Genomic DNA, 20,125 nt, shown 5'->3' with positions numbered 1-20,125 from the left:
ACGCGTTTACGTTCTGACTGAACGGAACGCAGTGCGGAGCTCTTCGCAGAACACCGCCGTCTGCTCCCAAGCTGCGAAGTGCCCGCCCTTCGCGAGCCTGTTGTAGTGTATCAGGTTCGGGTAGGCCCGCTCCGTCCAGCTCCGGGGCGCCGCATAGATTTCGTCGGGAAATACGCTGACCGCCACCGGAATCTTGACATTCTTCACAGCGAAGAATTCAAGCTTGTTCTCCCAGTAAAGGCGTGCCGACGAGACGGCCGTGTTCGTGAGCCAGTAGAGGGTCACATTGTCAAGGATATCCTCTCGTGTCAGGCCTTCCGTCTCGCCGTCGAAGACGCGGGCAATCAGCTCGTAGCTCCGGATGTCGTGATCGATCATCCACGCGGCAAGGCCAACGGGTGAATCCGCAATGCCGACCAAGGTCTGCGGGCGGTTTGCCATTTCGATCGCGTAGCCGAGGCCATGCTTGTAGAAGTCATCGAGCTGGTTGTAGGCGTGTTCCTCGTCGGCCGACAGTCCTGCAGGCTTGGTGCCTCCCGGCCGCAGCGCGGCGGCGATGTCGTCCGGAACGGTGGCCGGCATATTGACGTGGATCCCGGCCAGCTCCGGCGGGGCGATCAATGCCATCTGCTCAGTCACGGCGTCGCCCCAGTCGCCGCCCTGAGCGACATATTTCGAGTAGCCGAGGCGTTTCATGAGTTCGATCCAGGCATGCGCGATCCGGATGGGATCCCAGCCTTTCTCGGTTGGCTTTCCGGAGAAGCCATAGCCAGGGATCGAAGGAATGACGACGTCGAAAGCATCTGACGCCGAGCCGCCGTGTGCAGTCGGATTGGTAAGGGGTTCGATAATCTTCATCTGCTCGATGATCGACCCCGGCCATCCATGTGTCACGATGATGGGCAGGGCGCCGTCGCGCTCAGCCTTCACATGGATGAAATGGATCTCGACGCCGTCGATTGTCGTCGTAAACTGGGGCAGGGCGTTCAGCCTCGCCTCGACCTTTCGCCAGTCATAGTCCTTTGCCCAATACCTTGCGAGCTTTTCGATGGTCGCGGATTGAACGCCCTGGGTATTGTCATCGACGATCTCGCGATCCGGAAAGCGCGTTGCTTCGATGCGGCGGCGGAGATCGTCGAGTTGGGCATCAGTCGCCTTGTATTTGAAGGGACGAATTTCCTCGCCACCGGCTTTGGACAGGGCGATCGAGGCTGGAAGGACGCTGAGCGCGCCCGCGGCCGCGACGGTTGCCAAAAGCGTGCGGCGAGTGACTGAGGATGAGATGGATGACATGGGGCTCTCCTGGGTTCAGAATTTCGACGCGCCAAAGCTCTCATGTGCGGAGACGAGGTTCTATTGCACCAAGGTGTCGCCGATACCATTGGATCGGCTCCGCATGTGGATGGCAAAAAGACCCTTAGAGCTTGTCGAGGCCGACATTGGCGGAGCAACGGGGCCGGCTCCATTGAAGCGGCAGGTTCTTTCCTGCTCAAGGTGCGAAGGTCGTGAGGGCGAGATCATTGATGTCGTGGCCAAAGCGGGGATCTCTTGCTCGTTCAGTCGGCTAAAATCCGATCGAACTGGGCGAGGCCGCGGCCGATGTTCCGTTGAAACGGGGGAGTTCGATCATGGCAAAAGAGGAGAAGGCCGCCATCATCGCAGATGGCGGCCCAATCCAGATTCGGTCGTAACACTTGCAGCGGCCTTTCCTGTGCGCAGCGCCGGAAGCTCTCTTCATGGCACATGCCGGCCGTGCAAAATGGAGCCGTCAATCGGGCAGCGGCCGTCCTGAGCGCTCGGCGATCATGTATTGCGCATACCAGTCTGGCCAGTTCTCATCATGATTGCCGCCGGTGCGTTTCTCATGTTCGCCATGGGCAGCAGCGGCGCGGCGCAAGGCGCTCGCAAGGTCGCTCTCCGATGAAAATGCCGCGCCGGTGGCGGCGATGCGGCCCGGCAGCCTGGCCGTCACCTCCTGGAAGAGCCAGCCGTTTCCATCGGGGTCGCTGAACGATGCAAAAGATGAGTAACTGCCGCGAGTTGGATGCGGTCCGGCAAGACGACCCTCGTCGTCCTGATGATGGAAAACGCCGCCGACATCATGAAAGATACCGCTCATTGCAGCGCCTCGGGCGGCCAGCGCCGCATGAGCCGTCTCAATGTCGGAAACGATGAGATGAAGGCCTTGCGCTGAACCCGGCTTGGCGGAGGTGACGCCACTGCCGAAGATGACAGAGCACGGGGAGCCAGGCGGTGTCACCTGAACCACCCGGAAACCGTTCGCGCCGGAAACGTCGGCGTCCAGCCTCCAGCCAAGCCCGGTGTAGAAGGCCTTTGCTCGATCGACGTCGGAAACCGGAATAACCACGACTTCGAGCTTCATGTCGACGTCATGCACCTTCTCTGCGGCAGTCCTATTGCGTTCCTGGATAGACATTTTCAATCTCCCGTAATGAGCGTGATGGGCATTGCCCGTGACGCTGCGGACGATGCGCCAGCCCCGTGCGGCCGTCCATTGTCCCATGGTGTCGGTTATATTGTTGCGGCGATAATCCGCGATGGTCGATGAAGACCGCGCCGGACGCCTGTGACGCCCGCACGCAAAAACGCCTCCGTTTGTCCGACAGAGCAGACCAAGACCCTTTGTTCACCCCTAAGGCGTGCGCTCGCCCCCGGCGGAATGTGTCCGCAGAGGGCCGCTTTGGCGCCTCGCAACGCGCTTGTTACGCTGCAAGCGCTTCAACAAGATCGCTCGTATTCACGATGGCGCTGGCGTAATTGGGCATGTTGATTTCCAACGCCGCATGCATCATCTCGTCCGAGTAGTCCGCAACGGCGTCCCTCACCACCGTGACGTCGTAGCCGAGTTCGGCGGCAAAGCGGACCGTGGCTTCGATGCAGGTGTGAGCAACCAGTCCGATGACGATGATCCTCTCGATCCCGTGCCGCTTCAGCTGCAAATCGAGATCGGTGTTGGCAAATCCGCTTGAGCACCAGTGTTCGGACGCAACGATCTCGCCTTTGGCCGGAACGAATTCGGCACGGAATTCTCCGCCCCAGGTCCCGGATTCGAAACTTCGGCGGTGCCACGCCGCGCGCTGGATCGGCGCCACGAATTTCCAGTTCTCATAATCGCCTTCTCGGTACCGGTGATGCATGGCGAAAAAGATGGGAAGCTTTGCAGCGCGCGCTGCGGTCAAGACCTCCTGCATATGTGGCACGCAGTTGTTCGCTTCCGCCACCTCCTTGATCCGAGGCCAGATCTTTCCGCCCTCAGAGATAAAGTCGTTATAGGGGTCGACCACCACCAGGCCGGTGTTGTTTGGATCGTATGACAGGGATTTCATGGTGCTCTCCGTGCGGCAACTAGATTTAGACGGTCAGCTATTGCGGAGCGCGGCGCGCTCGATATTCGCGGCGAAGAGCGGCGTCTCGCCCTTATTGTGAGCGATGGACATCGGCTGGCGCTGCGTCCGGAAGATGTCGAATGGAATCCCCTGGCGGTCGAGGAAGGTGAGCATCTCGTCCGTCGCATAGGACCTGACGCGGTTGGTGAACTCGCATCTCGCCTCGTCGATCCGCTTGGCGCTCAACTCCCAGGTCACGTGGATGGTCGTGCGCCCCGACGGGGTGAAAACGTCCGAGTGGGAGTCGAGGATCAGGTGATCCTTCTCACCGAGCGTCTCGACGTAATGCTGGACCATCAGGCTGCCGCCGATGGTCTCGACATTGATCGACATCCGTCTGCCGTCCGGCGCCGTGGTGAAGCCGGCGGCGATGTGGGCTGGAGAGCATTCCTGGTAGTCCTTCTCGGGCAATGTGAAGCACCAACGGGGGATGTCGATCTTCTCGATCGGCGCATTGATGATGGCGGAAAAGCTTGAATCGACGATCTGGTTCTCAACGCTGTGCATGTCATCTCTCCATTGTTCATCGTGATGGGCGGGCTGGCACGACAAGGCGTGCAATCCCGCGTAGTGGATTCTGTGTCGTCACAGGGAAACCGTTACCGAATATTGCGGTAGGCGCCGTGCGACTTGCTGGTTCACATGGGGCGCCTCTTCAGCCTACTTATCGGCCAAAGTCTGCGTGTAATGGCCGAGCCTCGACTCGATGTCTGGGTTCGTCTGCAGGCCCATCTCCATCAACCGGCCGATGTTCTTTTGCGCCACGGGACGCTGGACCGAGGAAATGAAGGCGTCCCAGCCGGCACCGATTTCCGGGTCGGTCGGCAGGCTGGCGAAATCGACCAGCCGTTTCGTATCCGCGATGGCTCCCCGGTCAAATCCGGAGATGCGCGCTGCAAGCGAGTCGACGAAGGGATCGAGCTTGTCGTCTGCGAACGAACGGTTCACGTAACCATATTGCTCGGCCAGTTCGCCGTTGATGTCGTCGGATCCGAGCAGGACTTCAAGCGCGCGCCCTCGGCCCATCAGCCTGGGAAGCCGTGCCATAGGACCGCCGCCCGGCACGAAGCCGGCGCCGACCTCCCATTGTGACAGAATGGCCTTTTCCCGGCTCGCAAAACGCATGTCGCTTGCCAGGGCGAGCTCGCTTCCGACCCCGGTGGCGCGCCCACGGATCAAGGCGATCGATACGACCGGCGCCTTGCTCAATCGCACCAGCATGTCGGGAAGCGGATGAAGACCCGTGCGCCCTGAGGGAAGGCTAGTCGACTCCTCCAGAGGCGGCGTGAAATTGTAGTGAGTCAGAAAGAAGCCCGGCACGTTGCTGTCGAACACGACGACCCTGAGGTTCGGATCAGTCTCGATGTCGGCGATAATCTTCTCGAGCTGCGGAATGGTCTCCGGACCGAAAATATTGAACGGAGGGTTGTCGAATGTCACCCGCCAATAGGCCGGCGTCCGCTTGTCCACTTTGATCTGGGATTCGTGTGCCGTTTCGGACCCGGGCTTTGATTGTACCGTGCTGTCCGGCTTGACCGGCGACTGGCCGGAGAGCGCAAGTGCTGGCAGCATCAGGACCGCAGCGGCTGTCAGAAACGTGGATGACGCGGCGACGACGGCGAGAGCAAGCCGGGACCGCAACCTTTTCGATGATGTGGGTGTCATGATTGTCTCCATGTCTGGGCTTGGTCAGCGAAATCCTTCGCTAGGGTTCGATTTCAAGAATGAGTTCGATTTCGACGGGCATTCCGAGCGGGATGCTGGTGACGCCCAGAACGATGCGCGGCGGAATCCTTTCCGCTCCGAACATGTCGAGCAGAAGCTCGGAGGCGCCGTCTGCCACCTTCGGATGTTCGCGGAACGTGTCGGATGTCGCGATATAGACGCCGAGCTTGGAAATGCGACGAACGGAGTTCAACGATCCCAGATGCGACCTCGCGGCCGCGATGCCGCTGAGGCAGGCGATGCGCGCGGCATCATAGCCTTCAAGGGTCGAAAGCTCCTCGCCGACCCGTCCGAAGTAGACGGGATCATGGCCAACCACCGGAAGCATGCCGCTCAGGAACAGCAGCGGCCCTGACTGGATCGCCTCGACATAGGCGCCGAAGGGCGTCGGCGGGGGAGGCAGCACGATCCCCAGTTCCTGCAGGCGCCCCTCGGGGTCGCGGCCTACCATTTTCCCAAATGTGCGCCGTTGTCGACGTGCAGCACCTCCCCGGTAATATTCGCTGACTCGGTCAGATACACGACGCCGTCGACGATCTCCTGGACGGCCGTGATCGTTCCCATCGGCGAAAGCGACTTGAGATAATCTTTTGGGTTCGTCGCATGTAGCGGCGTATCGACCACACCTGGCGACACCGCATTGACCCGGATGTTATCCCTGGCGAATTCCAGCGCCAGGCTCTTGGTGATGGCATTGAGGCCGCCTTTCGTGATCATCGGCACAGACGCCGTCACACCGGCGATGGGATGATCCGTCAGCGACGACGTGATGGTGACGACGCTTCCTCCCGACTTCTGACGAAGCATCTGCCTGACAACGCACTTGGTGAAGTGAAGGAAGCCTTCGACATTGGTGGCTGTGAGGCGCCGAAAGTCATCGATCGTGTAGTCGAGGAAAGGCTTGGTGACGAAGATGCCGGCGTTGTTGACCAGCGCGTCGATCGACCCGAACCGCTCGACGGCCCGCTGCGCCGCACGCTCGGCGGTCTCCGGATCGGCGACGTCGCCGTCGATCAACGCCAGCCTGTCATTGCGCTCGAACGCGGTCGTCTCGCTGATGCGTCTCGATGTCCCGACGACATTGTATCCCTTATCGAGGAAGGTCTTCACGAGGCCGGCGCCGATCCCTTGGGATGCGCCGGTGATCACCACTGTCTTGTGCAGGCTCATTTCCGCCTCCGTTATTGGTACGCACCGACCAGCCGCCCACCACCATGGCCGGGCGCTGCCTCGATCGCGAATTGTGTGTCGATCCGGCCTTCAGCCGGGAACGGCTTCGACGTCTCCGTTGCCGTTCTGTCAGGAACATCTCGCCAAAAACGGTCGCCGCCTATTGTACGAAGGTGTCGCCGATACCTTTGGGTCGGATGGCGGGACCGAGCGTTGATCACTGGAGGAAGCCGAATCCGCGCGTTGGCGACACCATCGTCTAATGGAATCCGCTTTTTCCTTTCCGCATCCTCAGCAAGCCGGCTCGAGCCGGCGCTTCTTTAAAACCAAGCGGAAAGAGGTTCTGACATGCAGACGCATCTCCGAGAGATAACGGGAAACGAGGCGAAGACCGGCGACGGTCCTCTAGACGCGCTGATCGAGTTCTACAGGGCGTTCAACGCTGCCGACATGACGGCGCTGGAAGCCGTCTGGGTCGAGGGCGACGCTCCGAGCATGGACAATCCCATCGGCGGAATCCGACGTGGCTGGGGCGCGATTGCCGAGGGGTATTCCAGGCTTTTCGAAGGTCAGGCGAAGGTGCAGGTGGTATTCCACGACTTCACCAGCCAGGGCGGAGAAGACTGGCACCTCTTTGTCGGCCGCGAAAGAGGCCGATGCGAGACACCCGAGGAGAGGCTCGATGTCGCCTTTCGTACGACACGCTGGTTCGTTCGAACGAACGACGCCTGGCGACAACTCCACCACCACGGTTCCGTCGAAGACCCCGAGATGCTTGCAGACTACCAACGTTTGATTTTTGGGGGCAGGGCGAAAGGCAGCCAATACCAAGGTATCGCCGATACCAAGGTGTAACTGTGGTGCGAGCGGAAACTTGCCATACTTCTCCTCACGCAGCCGGTTCCGACTGCAGTCGAACAAGAAGGAGCGACAGATGAAGATCCTGATGGTGTTTACGTCCCATGACATTCTTGGCAGCACCGGCCGAAAGACGGGCTTCTGGCTCGAAGAAGGAGCTGCGCCCTATTATGTCTTTCGCGATGCCGGCGTTGAACTCGTCCTCGCCTCGCCCAAGGGCGGCCAGCCGCCGGTCGACCCGAAGAGCGATCTGCCGGAAAACCAGACGGAGGCGATGACGCGCTTCAAGCAGGACGCAGCGGCGCAGAAGGATTTCGCCAGCACCTTGAAGCTGGCGGACATGCGCTCGGAGGATTTCGACGCGGTGTTCTATCCGGGCGGCCACGGACCGATGTGGGATCTGGTCGACAACCCGGATTCAATCTCCCTGATCGAATCCTTCTACAATTCCGGCAAGCCCGTTGCCGCCGTCTGCCATGCACCTGCCGTGCTGCATCGGGTGACATATAAGGGCGCGCCGATCGTCAAGGGAAAACGCGTCACAGGGTTCGCGAACAGCGAAGAGGAAGAGGTTCAACTCACCGACGTCGTGCCGTTCCTGGTCGAAGATGAATTGAAGCGTCTCGGCGGACTTTATGAAAAAGCGCCGAACTGGCAGAGCTTTACCATCACGGACGGCCGGTTGATCACCGGACAGAACCCGGCCTCTTCGACTGCCGGTGCGAAAGCCCTGGTCAAACTGCTCGCCCAGCCGTCTGCTGTCGGTTCGAGCGCCGCATAAGTCACAGCCGGGTGGCCAGCTGACAAACTCAGCATGCGTGGTCGCAAACGGGACTTCCTGCTCAGCGCCTGCGCATAGGCCGTGCCGCCTGCATGATCAGTTCACTTGAGTCTTGTATGCGGCATCTTGCCGAACTGAAGCGACTCCCTTTACCGCGCGAAGCGCATCGAGCGCGTCAGGATTGACACTGCCGTTGACAATCATGAAGCGCTCGTGGCTTTGCACCTGTTCGAGGCCTTGCGACTTCAAGTCGCCGACGACCTCTCCCAAACTGCGGGCCTCGTTTTTGTCGATCCGAATGGTAACTTCAATCTTATCGGTCGTCATACCTCGCCGCATCCTCTTGCCTGGAGCAGGCCCTTGCCAACATCCCTAGCAGGGGAAGATAGAGGCTTTGTAAGCTGAATCAAGCGCGCCCATAGCGCCCATCCGCGAAACTTCGGATCAGACTGAGCAATAAGAGCCGCGACGCCGGCGACATGTGGGGTCGCCATGCTGGTACCATCCCATCGGTCATACTTGTCATCGGGTAAGCTCGAAAATATATCGACGCCAGGAGCGGCAATGTCCACTTCCTGACCAGGATTCAAACCGCCGCACGAGAACGACGCCGGCGCGAAGGAGCGATCCACGGCGCCAACTCCGAGGATCGTGGACGCGTTCGCCGGAGAACCAACTGGGTTAATCTGTTGAGGACGGGAACTTTCGTTCCCGGCAGCGGCAACAACTAAGGTTCCTGCGTCTAAACATACCTGCCCAATTTGCTCGTAGTCGTCACTCGGCGCATCTCCAATTTGCGTTGCAGCGCCTAACGACATCGAAATAACATGGCAACCTTCATCCAGCGCCCATTCCATGCCGGCAATGATCGACCGGTCAGTGCCGAAGCCATCGTCGCCCAGCACCTTCCCAGCGTAGATTTCCGCCTCATGGGCGATGCCGTAACGTGGGCCGCTGGTCGGTCGCAACGGACCGCATGCCGTCCCAATGCAATGCGTTCCGTGACCGTGAACATCGCCATCGGAACTACGTGTCGCAAAGAGCTTCTTGGTGACCGAACGGCCGACAAAATCCTGATGAGTTTCGTCAAATCCGGTATCCAGTACTGCTACCTTGATGCCGGCCCCGCTCAGCTCACCTTCGATAGCCCTGACAGCCTGCAGTCCCCAGGTGTTGCTGGTCTCCTCAAAGGCAGCCCGGGCGACAAGCCCCTCTGCCGCCTTTTTGCCCAATAAGCGATCGACCAGTTCGTTCACAGCGTCACGATAGCCGAGCAGGTAGTCACGGTCCAAGGAGGTTGCAACGCCGCCCACCGTTGCCTGTGCGCCGTCTAGCCGCTTCGTCAGCGGGCCGCCGAGGGCACGATAGGATCGCTCCGGTCGAGCCGCGCTAACGACCTTTTGCTGCATGGCGTTTTGCAACATGGGCTTCAGTCTCTCGCCGTCCCGGCGCACAATTGCGATTCCGAAACGTTCAAAGTACTGAACATCAGCGCCATCGAAATCATTTGGCACCGCCACGGCGCTGCGAAAATCTTTGGACGACGCGACGCGGAAGCCGCCTTTTTCGAGTTGCTGTACACCCTCGTTCCTTGCTTTGGGTGTAAATCGCACCACCATGCCAAGACCCGATGTGCCGTCGCCTGGTGCGTTGACCCTGCCTCGTGTTGATTTCGCCATGATACCAACTCTCCCCCATCTTTCACGGTTTGAAAGCAATACAAAAGCCGCAAGCTCGGTGCGGCTGCCCGTTAATCGAACCGAAACTCGCGTTCGGGACAGCGGCTGAGCTGCTGGTGGATCGATGCGGATTGGCCAGATGTGTTTCCGCTGACTTGCCGCCAGAACTCAAGGCTTCGCCAACCGAAAACCGGAGCATTCGTCAAGCAAGCATAATAAATTGTACCTTGTAGGTCGATTTCGGGATGTACTTCCCCTGGCCGAAATCTCGGCGGCAAATATACATCTTATTGTTGAGTTAGCAAATGAAAATTCTAGCGGTCGTTCGCCGGCGTTTCATTGCTTTTCAGGTAGCCTATACTTCTACATCTCCTCCCCATTGTATTTCCTCGCTATTTTTGTGCCTGAGGTAGCTCTGTCCGATTATCGATACTGCCTTGCAATAACGGACTTGCGGCGAAAAGCGCCAGCGATACCGGCAATGGCACCGCTTACAACGAGGCGCCAACCGCGGGGCAGGGAATACGATGCGCACAAAACGAGTGCGCTGAATCCGCACAGACGTCGACTGAGCTTTACCGGTAATTTACCAACTTTAAGATGAATAATAGCCCAATATGATTAGTTGACTTCGCGTTCTAGGTGTATGAATTATCCCGCGGGCTGGAAAACGGAGGGTGTTGCCAATGGCAATCGTTTTTCAATCGCACGGGGGTGCGGAGAAAGAGCGCGCAGTTCCAGGGCCGAGCGTTCGGGCCGGGCGGCCAGCGACGGGTGACGTCGCGGTCGATGAAGAAGCTGACTTCGGTTATTTCGTTCCGCCATTAGATGCGCCGGAGAATTACCTTCCCAACACGGCGGAAACGCTTGGGGAGCTCGATGAACTCGGCGAAATGATGATCGATGTTGTCGCGACGCCGACGAGCGAGGATCCGACGGAAGATTCCACGCTCCCGCCTGTGTTCACATATTGGGGACAATTCCTGGATCACGAGCTGACGGCCCGAACTGATCGCGAAGGGGCGATCTCGAGCATGGTCAACGCACACCCGCCTGTCGCCTCGTCGACAGTGGAGAGCCAGTTCAGGAATGCTCGCTCGCCCCGCTTCGATCTGGATAGTGTCTACGGCGGATCTGCCGTCGGTGAGGGGATCGATGCAGATGTTGTCAAAGTGATCTCCGGCCTTCGCCACCCCACGCTGAAAAACAAAATGCGTGTCGGGACAGCCGTCGATCCTGGGCCGCTTCCAGACAACCTCGACGAACATCGCGACCTTCCTCGTTATGGCCAGGTCCAGTCGTCTGTCCGGGAGGCGGCTTTACGTCTGGCTGAGGCCGCGATGACTCCCGAGGCGTTTCAGAAATTCTCTGATACCTTGCCCCAGCGGGCGATAATCGGGGACAATCGCAACGATGAAAATCTCGTCGTCGCGCAGTTCCATCTGAGCTTTCTCCGGTTTCATAACAAGGCCGTCGACTATCTCGCATCGCATGACACCGGCTGGATCGCCGATTTCAGCTCAGCGCAGGCTCTGACAAGACTTCACTATCAATGGTTGATTGTAGAAGGATACCTCAAAGGCGTTTGCGATCCGGTTGTGGTGGACCGCGTCGTCCAGGATCGGGCATCTCATTTCTTCAAATTCAGAGCCGAGTTCGATGCCCGGAGGCAGAATACCCGGCTCGGCAATGCTCTGCCGTTGGAGTTCTCCACCGCAGCCTATCGGTTCGGTCATTCCATGGTCAGAGCCTTCTATGACTACAACAAGAACTTTGGGCGGCCGGGCACCGGTTTTCTGAAGCGCGCCACCTTGCAGTTGCTATTCGAATTCACTGGCGGCGGCGGCAGGCTGGATGACGAGAAGAAGCTGCCCAAGAACTGGATAATCGACTGGACGCGCTTTACGGGAGCCGATCCCCATGATGCGAGCGATGGGGAGCCCGCCCGTCTTGCCAGGAGGATCGATACGGAACTTGCTCCGCCATTGCATACGCTGTTCAAGGAGGGGGAGGACCAGGCCGACCAACAGCTTAAGGAGTTGTTCAAGAACCTGGCAAGGCGGAACCTTCGTCGGGGCTACAATCTCAGGCTCCCGACGGGTCAGGCTTTGCACAAGCATCTCAAGCAAATTGGCGCGGTGCAGTCCTCGCCGATCCAAGATGTCTCAGCGCTGTTTGCCGCGAAGCCCGATCTGAAGAACTTCCTCGCCGGTACTGCATCGCGTTTCCACGAACGTACGCCGCTCTGGTTCTACATTCTGGCCGAAGCCGAGGCTGCAGGCGGAAATCGATTGGGCGAAGTCGGGAGCTGTCTCGTGGCGTCGACCTTCGTGGGCGTGCTGCTGGCGGATCCGGACTCGGCTCTATCGCGTGGGTTCACGCCCAGTCAGAGCCCTCTCAAGATGCCGGACAACACGCCGATCGACTCGATCGTCAAGTGGATGCGGTTCGCGGCGGTCATGCAGTAGTGCTCGCAAGACTGTTGCCTCGCCGCACCGCGGCGAGGCAAATCGCCTATCATCCGCGATTCACGAAGCTTTGGCTTCGAAAGCGGGGGCGAAATCGCCCAGCGATTTTGCCTTGAGGATCGTGGCCTCGATATCCTGCTCCACGATCGCTTCCAGATCGGCGAAGCTGTCGATGACATAGTAGATCGGCTGGAGGATATCGATCCGGTAGGGCGTCCGGAGCACGCTCAGCAGATTGAACGGCCGGAATTCGCACGCCTTGCCTTCCATTGCCGCCTTCGCTTCGCTGGGCGATGAGACGATGCCTGCGCCGAAGCAGCGGCGTCCCTGCGGCGTATTGATCAGCCCGAATTCGACGGTGAACCAGAAGATCCGGAACAGATGCCATGAATAACCCTTGCCGAGGCGGACGGCCGTTTCGCCGAAATGCCGGACGAAATTGGCATAGCTCTGGTTGGTGAGCATGGGGCAATGGCCGAAAACCTCGTGGAACAGGTCCGGTTCCTCGATATAGTCGATATGTTCGCGACGGCGCAGGAAGGTTGCGAGCGGGAATTTGCCTTGCGAGAGAAGTTCATAAAAGCGCGACGGCGGAATGAGCGCCGGCACGCCTTCGACACCGAAGCCGGTGGTCTCGTTCAGGCGTCTGTTGACGTCGAGAAGCTGAGGAACCTTATCCGGCTTCAGCCCCAGCATTTTGACGCCGTCCAGATATTCGCGGCAGGCGGTATCGGCGAGCAGTTTCATCTGACGCCGGTAGAGTTCACCCCATATCGCATCTTCATCCGGGGTGTAGTCATAGAGACCATCCGGGCCGGGCAGTTTGGCGGTGTAGCTGCTTTCCTTGGTCATAGGCTGATCCTCCCGAGAACGGCGCTTTTGCTGCCATTATGATCCGAGATTGGAGGATTTTCTTTTCTTTCATGCTGGCTATCGCCATAATGGTGGCAAATATTCCCGAAAGTGGCACCAAAAATGAAAGAACCTGGGAATTTTCGCCGCAAGCTTCTGCAACTCGTCCAGGCCGACGGCAGCCTTTCGCTGGCCGACCTGGCGGAAAAGGCCGGCATGTCGCAGAGCTCTGCATGGCGGAAGATCCAGGAGCTGGAAGCCGACGGCGTCATCCGCAAGCGTGTGACGCTGCTCGATCCTGGCAAACTCGATCTCAAGCTCTGCGTCATCGCGCATGTGACGCTGGAGGATCACCACGAAGAGGCGGTCGCTTCTTTCGCTTCGGTGGTGCTGGAGCGGCCGGAAATCATGGAATGCTACGCCCTATCAGGCGCCTTCGACTACATGCTGAAGATAAGGGCAAGCGACGTGGAAAGCTACGAAGCCTTCATGACCCGCTATCTCATGCGCAACCCCCATGTGCGCACGGTCGTCTCGAGCTTTGTGCTGCGCGAGCTGAAATTCTCAACCGAACTGCCGCTCTGACTGACGCTTACAGCCCGGATTACCGCGTGCTGTCGCCATGCCAGTGACCCGGCATCAGCACCGGAAAGCCTTCGAATGTCTTCAGCGTGTCGAGGACGATCGACGTCTTCACGTGCTGCACCGACTCGTGGGGCAACAGAACGTCGTTGACGAACTTCGAGAGGTCGGCGAGCCCGCGGGTCGCGACCGTCAGGTGATAGTCCATTTCACCGGTCAAGGCATAGGCTTCGAGAACTTCCGGCAGTCCGTTGATCAGCTGCGAAAAGCGGCGGGCATTGTCTCTGTTGTGGGTGGCAAGTGTCACGGAAATGACCACCAGCATATCGAGGCCCAGCTTCTGCCGATCGAGGTAAGCCCGGTAGCTGCGGATATATCCTTCAGCCTCCAGTCTTGTGCGCCGGCGCGAGCATTGCGACGGTGAAAGCGCAATCCGCTCGCCCAATTCGTTGTTCGTCAACCTGCCATCCTTTTGAAGTTCCTGGAGCAGGCGCAAATCCAATTTGTCGAGCGGCTCATCCATTGCACGAAATCTCCAATACACTCACGGATCGTGCATAATCTCTTCCCGGAGCATGAAGAATGCAAGAACTTTGCACGCGTTTTGGGCCACACTTTGCATATCAAATGCAATCTCCTCTGGAGGAAAGAAAATGGGTCCTTTCCCGCATGATGCGCCGCCTTCGGAAATTACCGCCGACAATCCGGCTGGCACCGACGGCTTCGAATTCGTCGAGTTCGCCCATCCTGAGCCCGAGACGCTGCGCGAACTCTTCACGCGCATGGGCTATGTTGCGGTCGCCAGGCACAAGACGAAAGACATCACCGTCTGGCGCCAAGGCGATATCAACTATGTGCTCAACGCCGAACCCGGCAGTCATGCCGCGCGTTTCGTCGCAAATCATGGTCCCTGCGCCCCATCGATGGCCTGGCGCGTCGTCGACGCCAAGCACGCGTTCGACCACGCGGTGTCAAAGGGTGCTGTTCCCTATGAAGGGGACGACAAGATGCTCGATGTCCCGGCGATTGTCGGCATCGGCGGCTCGCTGCTCTATTTCATCGAGACCTATGGTGCCAAGGGATCGGCTTACGAAGCCGAGTTCGATTGGCTCGGCGAGCGCAACCCGCATCCCCAGGGCATCGGCTTCTATTATCTCGACCACCTGACGCACAACGTCTTCCGCGGCAACATGGACAAGTGGTGGGATTTTTACCGCAACCTGTTCAATTTCAAGCAGATCCACTTCTTCGATATCGATGGGCGCATCACCGGTCTGGTGAGCCGCGCCATCACCTCGCCCTGTGGCAAAATCCGCATTCCGCTGAATGAATCGAAGGACGACACCAGCCAGATCGAGGAATATCTGAAGAAGTATAAGGGCGAGGGCATCCAGCATATCGCCGTTGGAACGGAGGATATTTACGACGCCACCGACAGGCTTGCCGATAACGGCCTGCGCTTCATGCCGGGTCCTCCGGAGACCTACTACGACATGTCCTATGAACGCGTGAACGGCCATAGTGAACCCGTCGAACGCATGAAGAAGCACGGCATCCTCATCGATGGCGAAGGTGTGGTGAATGGCGGCATGACGAAAATCCTGCTGCAGATCTTCTCCAAGACCGTCATCGGCCCGATCTTCTTCGAATTCATCCAGCGCAAGGGCGACGAAGGCTTCGGCGAAGGCAATTTCCGGGCGCTTTTCGAGTCGATCGAGGCCGATCAGATCAAGCGTGGTGTCATCGGGACTGCAGCGGAGTAAACTCTAAAGCGTCGCGCATCTGTCAGACGCGCGACGCTGGAGTTTTCGGGGAGGAGTGAGCATGGACCAGACATCGATCCAGGCGTCGGATGGTGAAGCCGCAACGGCAAACACGCTGAAATATATGCCGGGGTTCGGCAACGACTTCGAAACCGAGTCGCTTCCCGGCGCCTTGCCGCAGGGCCAGAACAGCCCGCAGAAATGCAACTATGGTCTTTATGCGGAGCAGCTTTCCGGCTCGCCGTTCACCGCGCCGCGCGGGACCAACGAAAGGTCCTGGCTTTACCGCATCCGCCCGAGCGTGCGTCACACCCGCCGCTTCTCCAACGCGTCCTATCCGCTCTGGAAAACCGCGCCGTGCCTCGACGAACATTCGCTTCCGCTCGGCCAGCTTCGCTGGGATCCGATCCCCGCACCCGCGGAGAGGCTGACATTCCTCGAAGGGGTTCGGACCGTCACCACGGCAGGCGATGCTACCACCCAGGTGGGCATGTCCGCCCATGCCTATGTCTTCAATGAGGACATGGTCGACGATTACTTCTTCAATGCCGATGGTGAACTGCTGATCGTGCCGCAGCTCGGCGCCATCAGAGTGTTCACCGAAATGGGCATCATGGACGTCGAGCCCCTGGAAATATGCCTCATCCCGCGCGGCATGATGTTCAAGATTCTAAAGGGCGGCGAGCAGACGGTCTGGCGTGGCTATATATGCGAGAACTACGGCGCGAAATTTACGCTGCCGGACCGCGGACCGATCGGCGCCAACTGCCTGGCAAACCCGCGCGATTTCAAGACACCTGTCGCCGCATTCGAGGACAAGGAAACGCCCTGCCGCGTGCATGTGAAGTGGTGCGGAAAATTCTATGTCACAGATATCGGCCATTCGCCGCTGGATGTGGTGGCCTGGCACGGCAACTACGCCCCGTTCAAATACGACTTGCGGACGTTTTCTCCCGTTGGTGCCATCCGCTTCGATCATCCCGATCCATCGATTTTTTCGGTGCTGACCGCGCCGACCGAAGATGCGGGCACGGCGAATGTCGATTTCGTGATTTTTCCGCCGCGCTGGCTGGTCGCCGAGCACACCTTCCGTCCGCCCTGGTACCATCGCAACATCATGAGCGAATTCATGGGCCTGATCCACGGCCAGTATGACGCCAAGGAGGAGGGCTTCGTGCCGGGCGGCATGAGCCTGCACAACATGATGCTTCCCCACGGGCCGGACGCGCTCGCCTTCGAAAAGGCATCCAATACCGAGCTCAAACCCGTGAAGCTCGATCACACCATGGCCTTCATGTTCGAGACCCGGTACCCGCAGCAACTGACGAAATACGCAGCCGAGCTTGAAACGCTGCAGGATGACTACCTCGAATGCTGGGACGGCCTGGAACGCAAGTTCGACGGAACCCCTGGTATCAAGTGATGCATCAAGCAAAGACATCCTCCGGCAGTGGAATTCGGACATGAAACTTGCGACGTTAAAAGACTCCACGCGGGACGGCCGGCTTGTCGTCGTTTCCCGCGACCTGACCCGCTGTTCCGAGGTCGGTCATGTCGCCCGCACATTGCAGGCAGCGCTCGACGATTGGGAGCATGTGGCTCCGAGGCTTGCACTCATCGCCGAAGGCGTCGAGACCGGCGCCCAGCCGACGATCCGGTTTCACGAACATGACGCAACGTCACCTTTGCCGCGGGCCTACCAATGGGCCGACGGTTCCGCTTACGTCAACCATGTCGAACTGGTGCGCAAGGCGCGCGGCGCCGAAATGCCGGCAAGTTTCTGGACCGATCCGCTGATCTATCAAGGCGGTTCGGACGCTTTTCTCGCGCCGCGCGATCCGATCGTGGCGGCTGACGAGGCTTATGGGATTGACATGGAGGGCGAGGTCGCCGTTATCACCGGCGACGTCGCCATGGGTTCCAGCCCGGAAGCGGCACGCGGCGCCGTCCGCCTGGTGATGCTCGTCAACGACGTGTCGCTGCGCGGTCTGATTCCGGACGAGTTGGCGAAAGGATTTGGTTTTTTCCAGTCCAAGCCGGCATCGGCATTTTCCCCGGTCGCCGTGACGCCGGACGAGCTCGGAGAGGCCTGGGATGGCGGCAAGCTGCATCTTCCGCTGCTGGTGAGCTTGAACGGCAAGCCATTCGGCAAGGCGAACGCCGGGATCGACATGACGTTCGATTTTGGCCAACTGATCGCCCATGCCGCCAAAACCCGCAATCTCGCAGCCGGAACGATCATCGGCTCGGGAACGGTTTCCAACAAGCTGGACGGCGGCCCGGGCAAGCCGGTGGAAGAGGGAGGGGACGGCTACTCCTGCATCGCCGAAATCAGGATGATCGAGACGATCGAGGCCGGCTCGCCGAGAACCCCCTTCATGAAGTTCGGGGATCAGGTCCGCATCGAGATGAAGGATAAGGCCGGCCATTCGATCTTCGGGGCGATCGAGCAGACGGTCGAAAAATACCGGGGAGCCGACCCGCGATGAACGAGGTCGTTCTTTACGACTACTGGAGATCATCGGCGAGCTATCGCGTCCGCATCGCGCTCAATCTCTTGAGCGTGGATTATCAGACAGTGTCCATCAACCTGTTGGAAGGAGCGCACAAGACCCCGGAATATCTGGCGCTCAACCCGCAGGGACTGGTGCCGACATTGGTGATCGACGGAAGAACCCTGACCCAGTCGCTGGCAATCATCGAATATCTGGCCGAGCTTCGGCCGGAATACGGATTACTGCCACCGGACATTGCCGATCGCCAGAAAGTCCGCGCCCTCGCATATGCGGTCGCCATGGACATCCATCCGATCTGCAACATGCATGTCGTGTCGCATCTGATGAGCATGACGGATAAGCCCGATGCCCGCGAGGAATGGATGAAGTATTTCATCGCAGACGGGCTGCGCAAACTGGAAGCCATGATCGGCAAAGCCGATGGCGCGTTCAGCTTTGGGGACGCGCCAACCATGGCCGACCTCTGTCTCGTTCCCCAGGTCTACAACGCCCGCCGCTGGGGCGTGGATATGACCGCTTTCAAGCGCATCGTCGATATCGACGCCAGATGCGCAGACCTGCCGGCCTTCCAGGCGGCGCATCCCGACCGCGTGAAACCCTAACGGCGGATCGGGACCCGGGACGAAATCCGAAGAAGCGTTCCCTTCTTCCTGCGGCTCTCGCATCAAATTGCCGGCACGCATCGGATCGCGTGGACTGGGATTTTCCGATCGCGGCGAGGAATGGGCGTTTACCTTGTATCAACACTTCTGATTGTGCCGCTTGCCAGAAGATTGCCCTTTGTGCATTGATTGGATGCTTGGGGTAGGTCTGAAATGTTCTCGTCAAAGCTGTTGATCGTCGGGCCCGTGATTGCCACGGGCTTGGTCGCATTGAAGGCTCACGAACTCATCGCACAGGATTCGATGATCAGCCCCCAGCAATGTGCGCAAGATATGCTGCGAGTGACGACAGGAGAAGTACACGTGCTCGAAGGCTGGAGAAGAATGCGGAAATCCGTCTCGTTCATATCGATGCTGCTGGCGTTCGTCGCCCTTGCCGCCGAGGCACATGCGGCCATTTCCTACCAACGTCTGGACGGCGCGCCGGGAGAGCGCGCCCTGGCGATAAAAGGCGTGTTCGAGAGTTCCGACGATCCGATGACGCTTGTCGACGAATATACGCAGTACCAGCCGAACTATGTCACCTTTGACTCGCCCGGCGGAAACGTGGTCGCCGCGATCAGGTTCGGCCGGGCCCTCCGCCTGCTGAATGCAAGAACGTTCCAGATCAGAGCCGCCGAGTGCGCATCGGCTTGCGCCTTCGCCTTCGTCGGTGGCGTTGAAAGGTTTGCCGAGCCGGGCTCCATCGGCGTGCATCGGGTTTCGCTATCCGACGATGCCGGCATGGACAACAAATTGGTAGTCTCGTCGGTTCAATCGCTGACCGGCGAGATCATCGGATATCTCACCGATATGGGGGTAAGCCCCAATCTGCTGCAGCTCAGCCTGTCGATCGACAGTGACGATATACGATATCTTACCTCTGCGGAAATGCGGGACTGGAACATCATCACGCCCGAGAACATGCCCTCGCCACCGGCAATCGCGCCGCCATCGCCGGACGCCGCGCCGGAGCTGAGCGCAGCACCCGCCGTCACGCCATCGGACCCAAGCGCTTCCGAGGAGGCCACCGCATCCGCACCCGGCGACCTGACCACGGAGGCGCTTGATTTCGCCAACCGATACAATGACGAATGGTCGAAAGACAGCGCTTCGGCGCTTGATTTCATGAAGAACGTCTATGCCGACCAGGTCTCCTTCTTCGGGACCTTGGTCGACAAGGACGTCATCTTAAAGGAAAAGGCAGCCTTCGCCCAACGCTGGCCGGAGCGCATCTACAGCGTCAAGCCGGGCTCCGTGACGGCCAGCTGCGCCGGAAAATGCGAAATGTCGGGAATCGTCGAGTGGTTTACCGGAAACAGGGACACAGGTAAGACGTCCGCCGGGATGGCGGAATTCTCTTTCGTGTGGAACACGGCCTCCCTGCAGATCGAGTCCGAGACCGGAAAGGTGATCGCCACGGACAAGGGGGCCAAGGCGCCGGATCGTTTGATCCATCAGTGGATAGGACTGGACGACATCTGCCGCGGCAGCACCGATCGCTACGGCATCGAGACGGAGCGGGCCTGCAAACGGCGCGATCAGATCGGTCCGCTGCTCAATCGCGTTGACTGGTGTTATGGCCATGAGGATGAAGCCGGAATGGATATGCAATGGCACAAATGCGATGCCAATTCCCGTAGATATTAGAAGTAAGGATCGCCGGTCCGCCGGCGAGGTGCG

20 protein-coding genes are annotated in these 20,125 nt (G+C 59.3%); 9 read left to right on the top strand and 11 right to left on the bottom strand.

What is annotated here, in order from left to right; translation table 11 throughout:
* Window positions 1-6 precede the first annotated feature (6 nt).
* The 7 genes from RWJ89_RS10240 to RWJ89_RS10210 form a co-directional block, all read right to left on the bottom strand.
* Complete coding sequence (locus tag RWJ89_RS10240; protein ID WP_168281632.1) at window positions 7-1,293, bottom strand: epoxide hydrolase family protein; 1,287 nt, start codon at window positions 1,291-1,293, stop codon at window positions 7-9.
* A gap of 475 nt (window positions 1,294-1,768) precedes the next feature.
* Window positions 1,769-2,437, bottom strand: coding sequence for a VOC family protein (locus RWJ89_RS10235; RefSeq protein WP_077981247.1), 669 nt, complete (start codon window positions 2,435-2,437; stop codon window positions 1,769-1,771).
* 286 nt (window positions 2,438-2,723) lie between these two features.
* The gene (locus RWJ89_RS10230) at window positions 2,724-3,347 is read right to left on the bottom strand and encodes an isochorismatase family cysteine hydrolase (protein ID WP_025394189.1); all 624 of its coding nucleotides are present in this window, start codon (window positions 3,345-3,347) and stop codon (window positions 2,724-2,726) included.
* 33 nt (window positions 3,348-3,380) lie between these two features.
* Window positions 3,381-3,914: a hypothetical protein gene (locus RWJ89_RS10225; protein ID WP_132609789.1), complete on the bottom strand. Its 534-nt coding sequence runs from the start codon at window positions 3,912-3,914 to the stop codon at window positions 3,381-3,383.
* Window positions 3,915-4,067: 153 nt separating this feature from the next.
* Entirely contained in the window at window positions 4,068-5,072 is a 1,005-nt protein-coding gene (locus RWJ89_RS10220; protein ID WP_131661191.1) for an enoyl-CoA hydratase/isomerase family protein, read from the bottom strand.
* 40 nt (window positions 5,073-5,112) lie between these two features.
* On the bottom strand, window positions 5,113-5,583 hold the full coding sequence (locus tag RWJ89_RS10215) for a RidA family protein (protein ID WP_131640290.1): 471 nt from the start codon (window positions 5,581-5,583) through the stop codon (window positions 5,113-5,115).
* A complete protein-coding gene (locus RWJ89_RS10210; RefSeq protein WP_168257900.1) occupies window positions 5,577-6,302 on the bottom strand; it encodes an SDR family NAD(P)-dependent oxidoreductase in 726 nt (241 codons plus the stop codon). Before RWJ89_RS10210 ends, RWJ89_RS10215 begins: the two co-directional genes overlap by 7 nt.
* Before the next feature lie 348 nt (window positions 6,303-6,650).
* Here RWJ89_RS10210 and RWJ89_RS10205 point away from each other — a divergent pair, with 348 nt between their 5' ends.
* Both RWJ89_RS10205 and RWJ89_RS10200 read left to right on the top strand, forming a co-directional pair.
* A complete protein-coding gene (locus RWJ89_RS10205; RefSeq protein ID WP_077981242.1) occupies window positions 6,651-7,157 on the top strand; it encodes a YybH family protein in 507 nt (168 codons plus the stop codon).
* A 79-nt stretch (window positions 7,158-7,236) separates the two neighbouring features.
* Window positions 7,237-7,941, top strand: coding sequence for a type 1 glutamine amidotransferase domain-containing protein (locus RWJ89_RS10200; protein WP_168281634.1), 705 nt, complete (start codon window positions 7,237-7,239; stop codon window positions 7,939-7,941).
* 96 nt (window positions 7,942-8,037) lie between these two features.
* Here RWJ89_RS10200 and RWJ89_RS10195 read toward each other — a convergent pair whose 3' ends face one another.
* The gene (locus RWJ89_RS10195) at window positions 8,038-8,268 is read right to left on the bottom strand and encodes a hypothetical protein (protein ID WP_168258278.1); all 231 of its coding nucleotides are present in this window, start codon (window positions 8,266-8,268) and stop codon (window positions 8,038-8,040) included.
* Window positions 8,265-9,620 carry a S8 family peptidase gene (locus RWJ89_RS10190; protein ID WP_316030889.1) on the bottom strand — a complete coding sequence of 452 codons (1,356 nt, stop codon included), beginning with the start codon at window positions 9,618-9,620 and terminating at the stop codon, window positions 8,265-8,267. Before RWJ89_RS10190 ends, RWJ89_RS10195 begins: the two co-directional genes overlap by 4 nt.
* Before the next feature lie 686 nt (window positions 9,621-10,306).
* On the opposite strand from RWJ89_RS10190, the gene RWJ89_RS10185 reads away from it, so the two are divergent.
* Entirely contained in the window at window positions 10,307-12,088 is a 1,782-nt protein-coding gene (locus RWJ89_RS10185; protein ID WP_168258280.1) for a peroxidase family protein, read from the top strand.
* Window positions 12,089-12,148: 60 nt separating this feature from the next.
* Here RWJ89_RS10185 and RWJ89_RS10180 read toward each other — a convergent pair whose 3' ends face one another.
* A complete protein-coding gene (locus tag RWJ89_RS10180; protein WP_168258281.1) occupies window positions 12,149-12,940 on the bottom strand; it encodes a phenylalanine 4-monooxygenase in 792 nt (263 codons plus the stop codon).
* A 123-nt stretch (window positions 12,941-13,063) separates the two neighbouring features.
* Between RWJ89_RS10180 and RWJ89_RS10175 the strand changes: the two genes are divergently transcribed.
* Window positions 13,064-13,525 carry an Lrp/AsnC family transcriptional regulator gene (locus RWJ89_RS10175; protein ID WP_003547665.1) on the top strand — a complete coding sequence of 154 codons (462 nt, stop codon included), beginning with the start codon at window positions 13,064-13,066 and terminating at the stop codon, window positions 13,523-13,525.
* 19 nt (window positions 13,526-13,544) lie between these two features.
* Here RWJ89_RS10175 and RWJ89_RS10170 read toward each other — a convergent pair whose 3' ends face one another.
* Window positions 13,545-14,045: an Lrp/AsnC family transcriptional regulator gene (locus RWJ89_RS10170; protein ID WP_168258282.1), complete on the bottom strand. Its 501-nt coding sequence runs from the start codon at window positions 14,043-14,045 to the stop codon at window positions 13,545-13,547.
* A gap of 130 nt (window positions 14,046-14,175) precedes the next feature.
* Here RWJ89_RS10170 and hppD point away from each other — a divergent pair, with 130 nt between their 5' ends.
* The 5 genes from hppD (at window position 14,176) to RWJ89_RS10145 (ending at window position 20,092) form a co-directional block, all read left to right on the top strand.
* A complete protein-coding gene (gene hppD, locus RWJ89_RS10165; protein ID WP_168258283.1) occupies window positions 14,176-15,285 on the top strand; it encodes a 4-hydroxyphenylpyruvate dioxygenase in 1,110 nt (369 codons plus the stop codon).
* A 61-nt stretch (window positions 15,286-15,346) separates the two neighbouring features.
* A complete protein-coding gene (gene hmgA / locus RWJ89_RS10160; protein WP_168258284.1) occupies window positions 15,347-16,708 on the top strand; it encodes a homogentisate 1,2-dioxygenase in 1,362 nt (453 codons plus the stop codon).
* Between the two features lie 40 nt (window positions 16,709-16,748).
* On the top strand, window positions 16,749-17,774 hold the full coding sequence (locus tag RWJ89_RS10155) for a fumarylacetoacetate hydrolase family protein (RefSeq protein WP_316030888.1): 1,026 nt from the start codon (window positions 16,749-16,751) through the stop codon (window positions 17,772-17,774).
* A complete protein-coding gene (maiA, locus tag RWJ89_RS10150; RefSeq protein ID WP_316030887.1) occupies window positions 17,771-18,403 on the top strand; it encodes a maleylacetoacetate isomerase in 633 nt (210 codons plus the stop codon). Before RWJ89_RS10155 ends, maiA begins: the two co-directional genes overlap by 4 nt.
* A 363-nt stretch (window positions 18,404-18,766) precedes the next feature.
* Complete coding sequence (locus tag RWJ89_RS10145) at window positions 18,767-20,092, top strand: hypothetical protein (RefSeq protein WP_316030886.1); 1,326 nt, start codon at window positions 18,767-18,769, stop codon at window positions 20,090-20,092.
* The last annotated feature ends 33 nt before the right edge of the window (window positions 20,093-20,125 follow it).

Source organism: Rhizobium sp. 10PS4, from assembly GCF_032464805.1.
GTDB classification, from domain to species: Bacteria; Pseudomonadota; Alphaproteobacteria; order Rhizobiales; family Rhizobiaceae; genus Rhizobium; species Rhizobium laguerreae.
Note: the sequence above shows the minus strand (reverse complement) of the source record. Positions and strands in the feature narration are given on the sequence as shown.

What these genes read in the sequence shown, in the direction of transcription:
- RWJ89_RS10155 (WP_316030888.1), top strand. Translation starts at nt 16,749, where the DNA reads ATGAAACTTGCGACGTTAAAAGACTCCACGCGGGACGGCCGGCTTGTC.
- hmgA (WP_168258284.1), top strand. Translation starts at nt 15,347, where the DNA reads ATGGACCAGACATCGATCCAGGCGTCGGATGGTGAAGCCGCAACGGCA.
- RWJ89_RS10235 (WP_077981247.1), bottom strand. Translation starts at nt 2,437, where the DNA reads ATGTCTATCCAGGAACGCAATAGGACTGCCGCAGAGAAGGTGCATGAC.
- RWJ89_RS10240 (WP_168281632.1), bottom strand. Translation starts at nt 1,293, where the DNA reads ATGTCATCCATCTCATCCTCAGTCACTCGCCGCACGCTTTTGGCAACC.
- RWJ89_RS10190 (WP_316030889.1), bottom strand. Translation starts at nt 9,620, where the DNA reads ATGGCGAAATCAACACGAGGCAGGGTCAACGCACCAGGCGACGGCACA.
- hppD (WP_168258283.1), top strand. Translation starts at nt 14,176, where the DNA reads ATGGGTCCTTTCCCGCATGATGCGCCGCCTTCGGAAATTACCGCCGAC.
- RWJ89_RS10210 (WP_168257900.1), bottom strand. Translation starts at nt 6,302, where the DNA reads ATGAGCCTGCACAAGACAGTGGTGATCACCGGCGCATCCCAAGGGATC.
- RWJ89_RS10195 (WP_168258278.1), bottom strand. Translation starts at nt 8,268, where the DNA reads ATGACGACCGATAAGATTGAAGTTACCATTCGGATCGACAAAAACGAG.
- RWJ89_RS10225 (WP_132609789.1), bottom strand. Translation starts at nt 3,914, where the DNA reads ATGCACAGCGTTGAGAACCAGATCGTCGATTCAAGCTTTTCCGCCATC.
- RWJ89_RS10180 (WP_168258281.1), bottom strand. Translation starts at nt 12,940, where the DNA reads ATGACCAAGGAAAGCAGCTACACCGCCAAACTGCCCGGCCCGGATGGT.
- RWJ89_RS10230 (WP_025394189.1), bottom strand. Translation starts at nt 3,347, where the DNA reads ATGAAATCCCTGTCATACGATCCAAACAACACCGGCCTGGTGGTGGTC.
- RWJ89_RS10185 (WP_168258280.1), top strand. Translation starts at nt 10,307, where the DNA reads ATGGCAATCGTTTTTCAATCGCACGGGGGTGCGGAGAAAGAGCGCGCA.
- RWJ89_RS10200 (WP_168281634.1), top strand. Translation starts at nt 7,237, where the DNA reads ATGAAGATCCTGATGGTGTTTACGTCCCATGACATTCTTGGCAGCACC.
- RWJ89_RS10205 (WP_077981242.1), top strand. Translation starts at nt 6,651, where the DNA reads ATGCAGACGCATCTCCGAGAGATAACGGGAAACGAGGCGAAGACCGGC.
- RWJ89_RS10170 (WP_168258282.1), bottom strand. Translation starts at nt 14,045, where the DNA reads ATGGATGAGCCGCTCGACAAATTGGATTTGCGCCTGCTCCAGGAACTT.
- RWJ89_RS10220 (WP_131661191.1), bottom strand. Translation starts at nt 5,072, where the DNA reads ATGACACCCACATCATCGAAAAGGTTGCGGTCCCGGCTTGCTCTCGCC.
- RWJ89_RS10215 (WP_131640290.1), bottom strand. Translation starts at nt 5,583, where the DNA reads ATGGTAGGCCGCGACCCCGAGGGGCGCCTGCAGGAACTGGGGATCGTG.
- maiA (WP_316030887.1), top strand. Translation starts at nt 17,771, where the DNA reads ATGAACGAGGTCGTTCTTTACGACTACTGGAGATCATCGGCGAGCTAT.
- RWJ89_RS10175 (WP_003547665.1), top strand. Translation starts at nt 13,064, where the DNA reads ATGAAAGAACCTGGGAATTTTCGCCGCAAGCTTCTGCAACTCGTCCAG.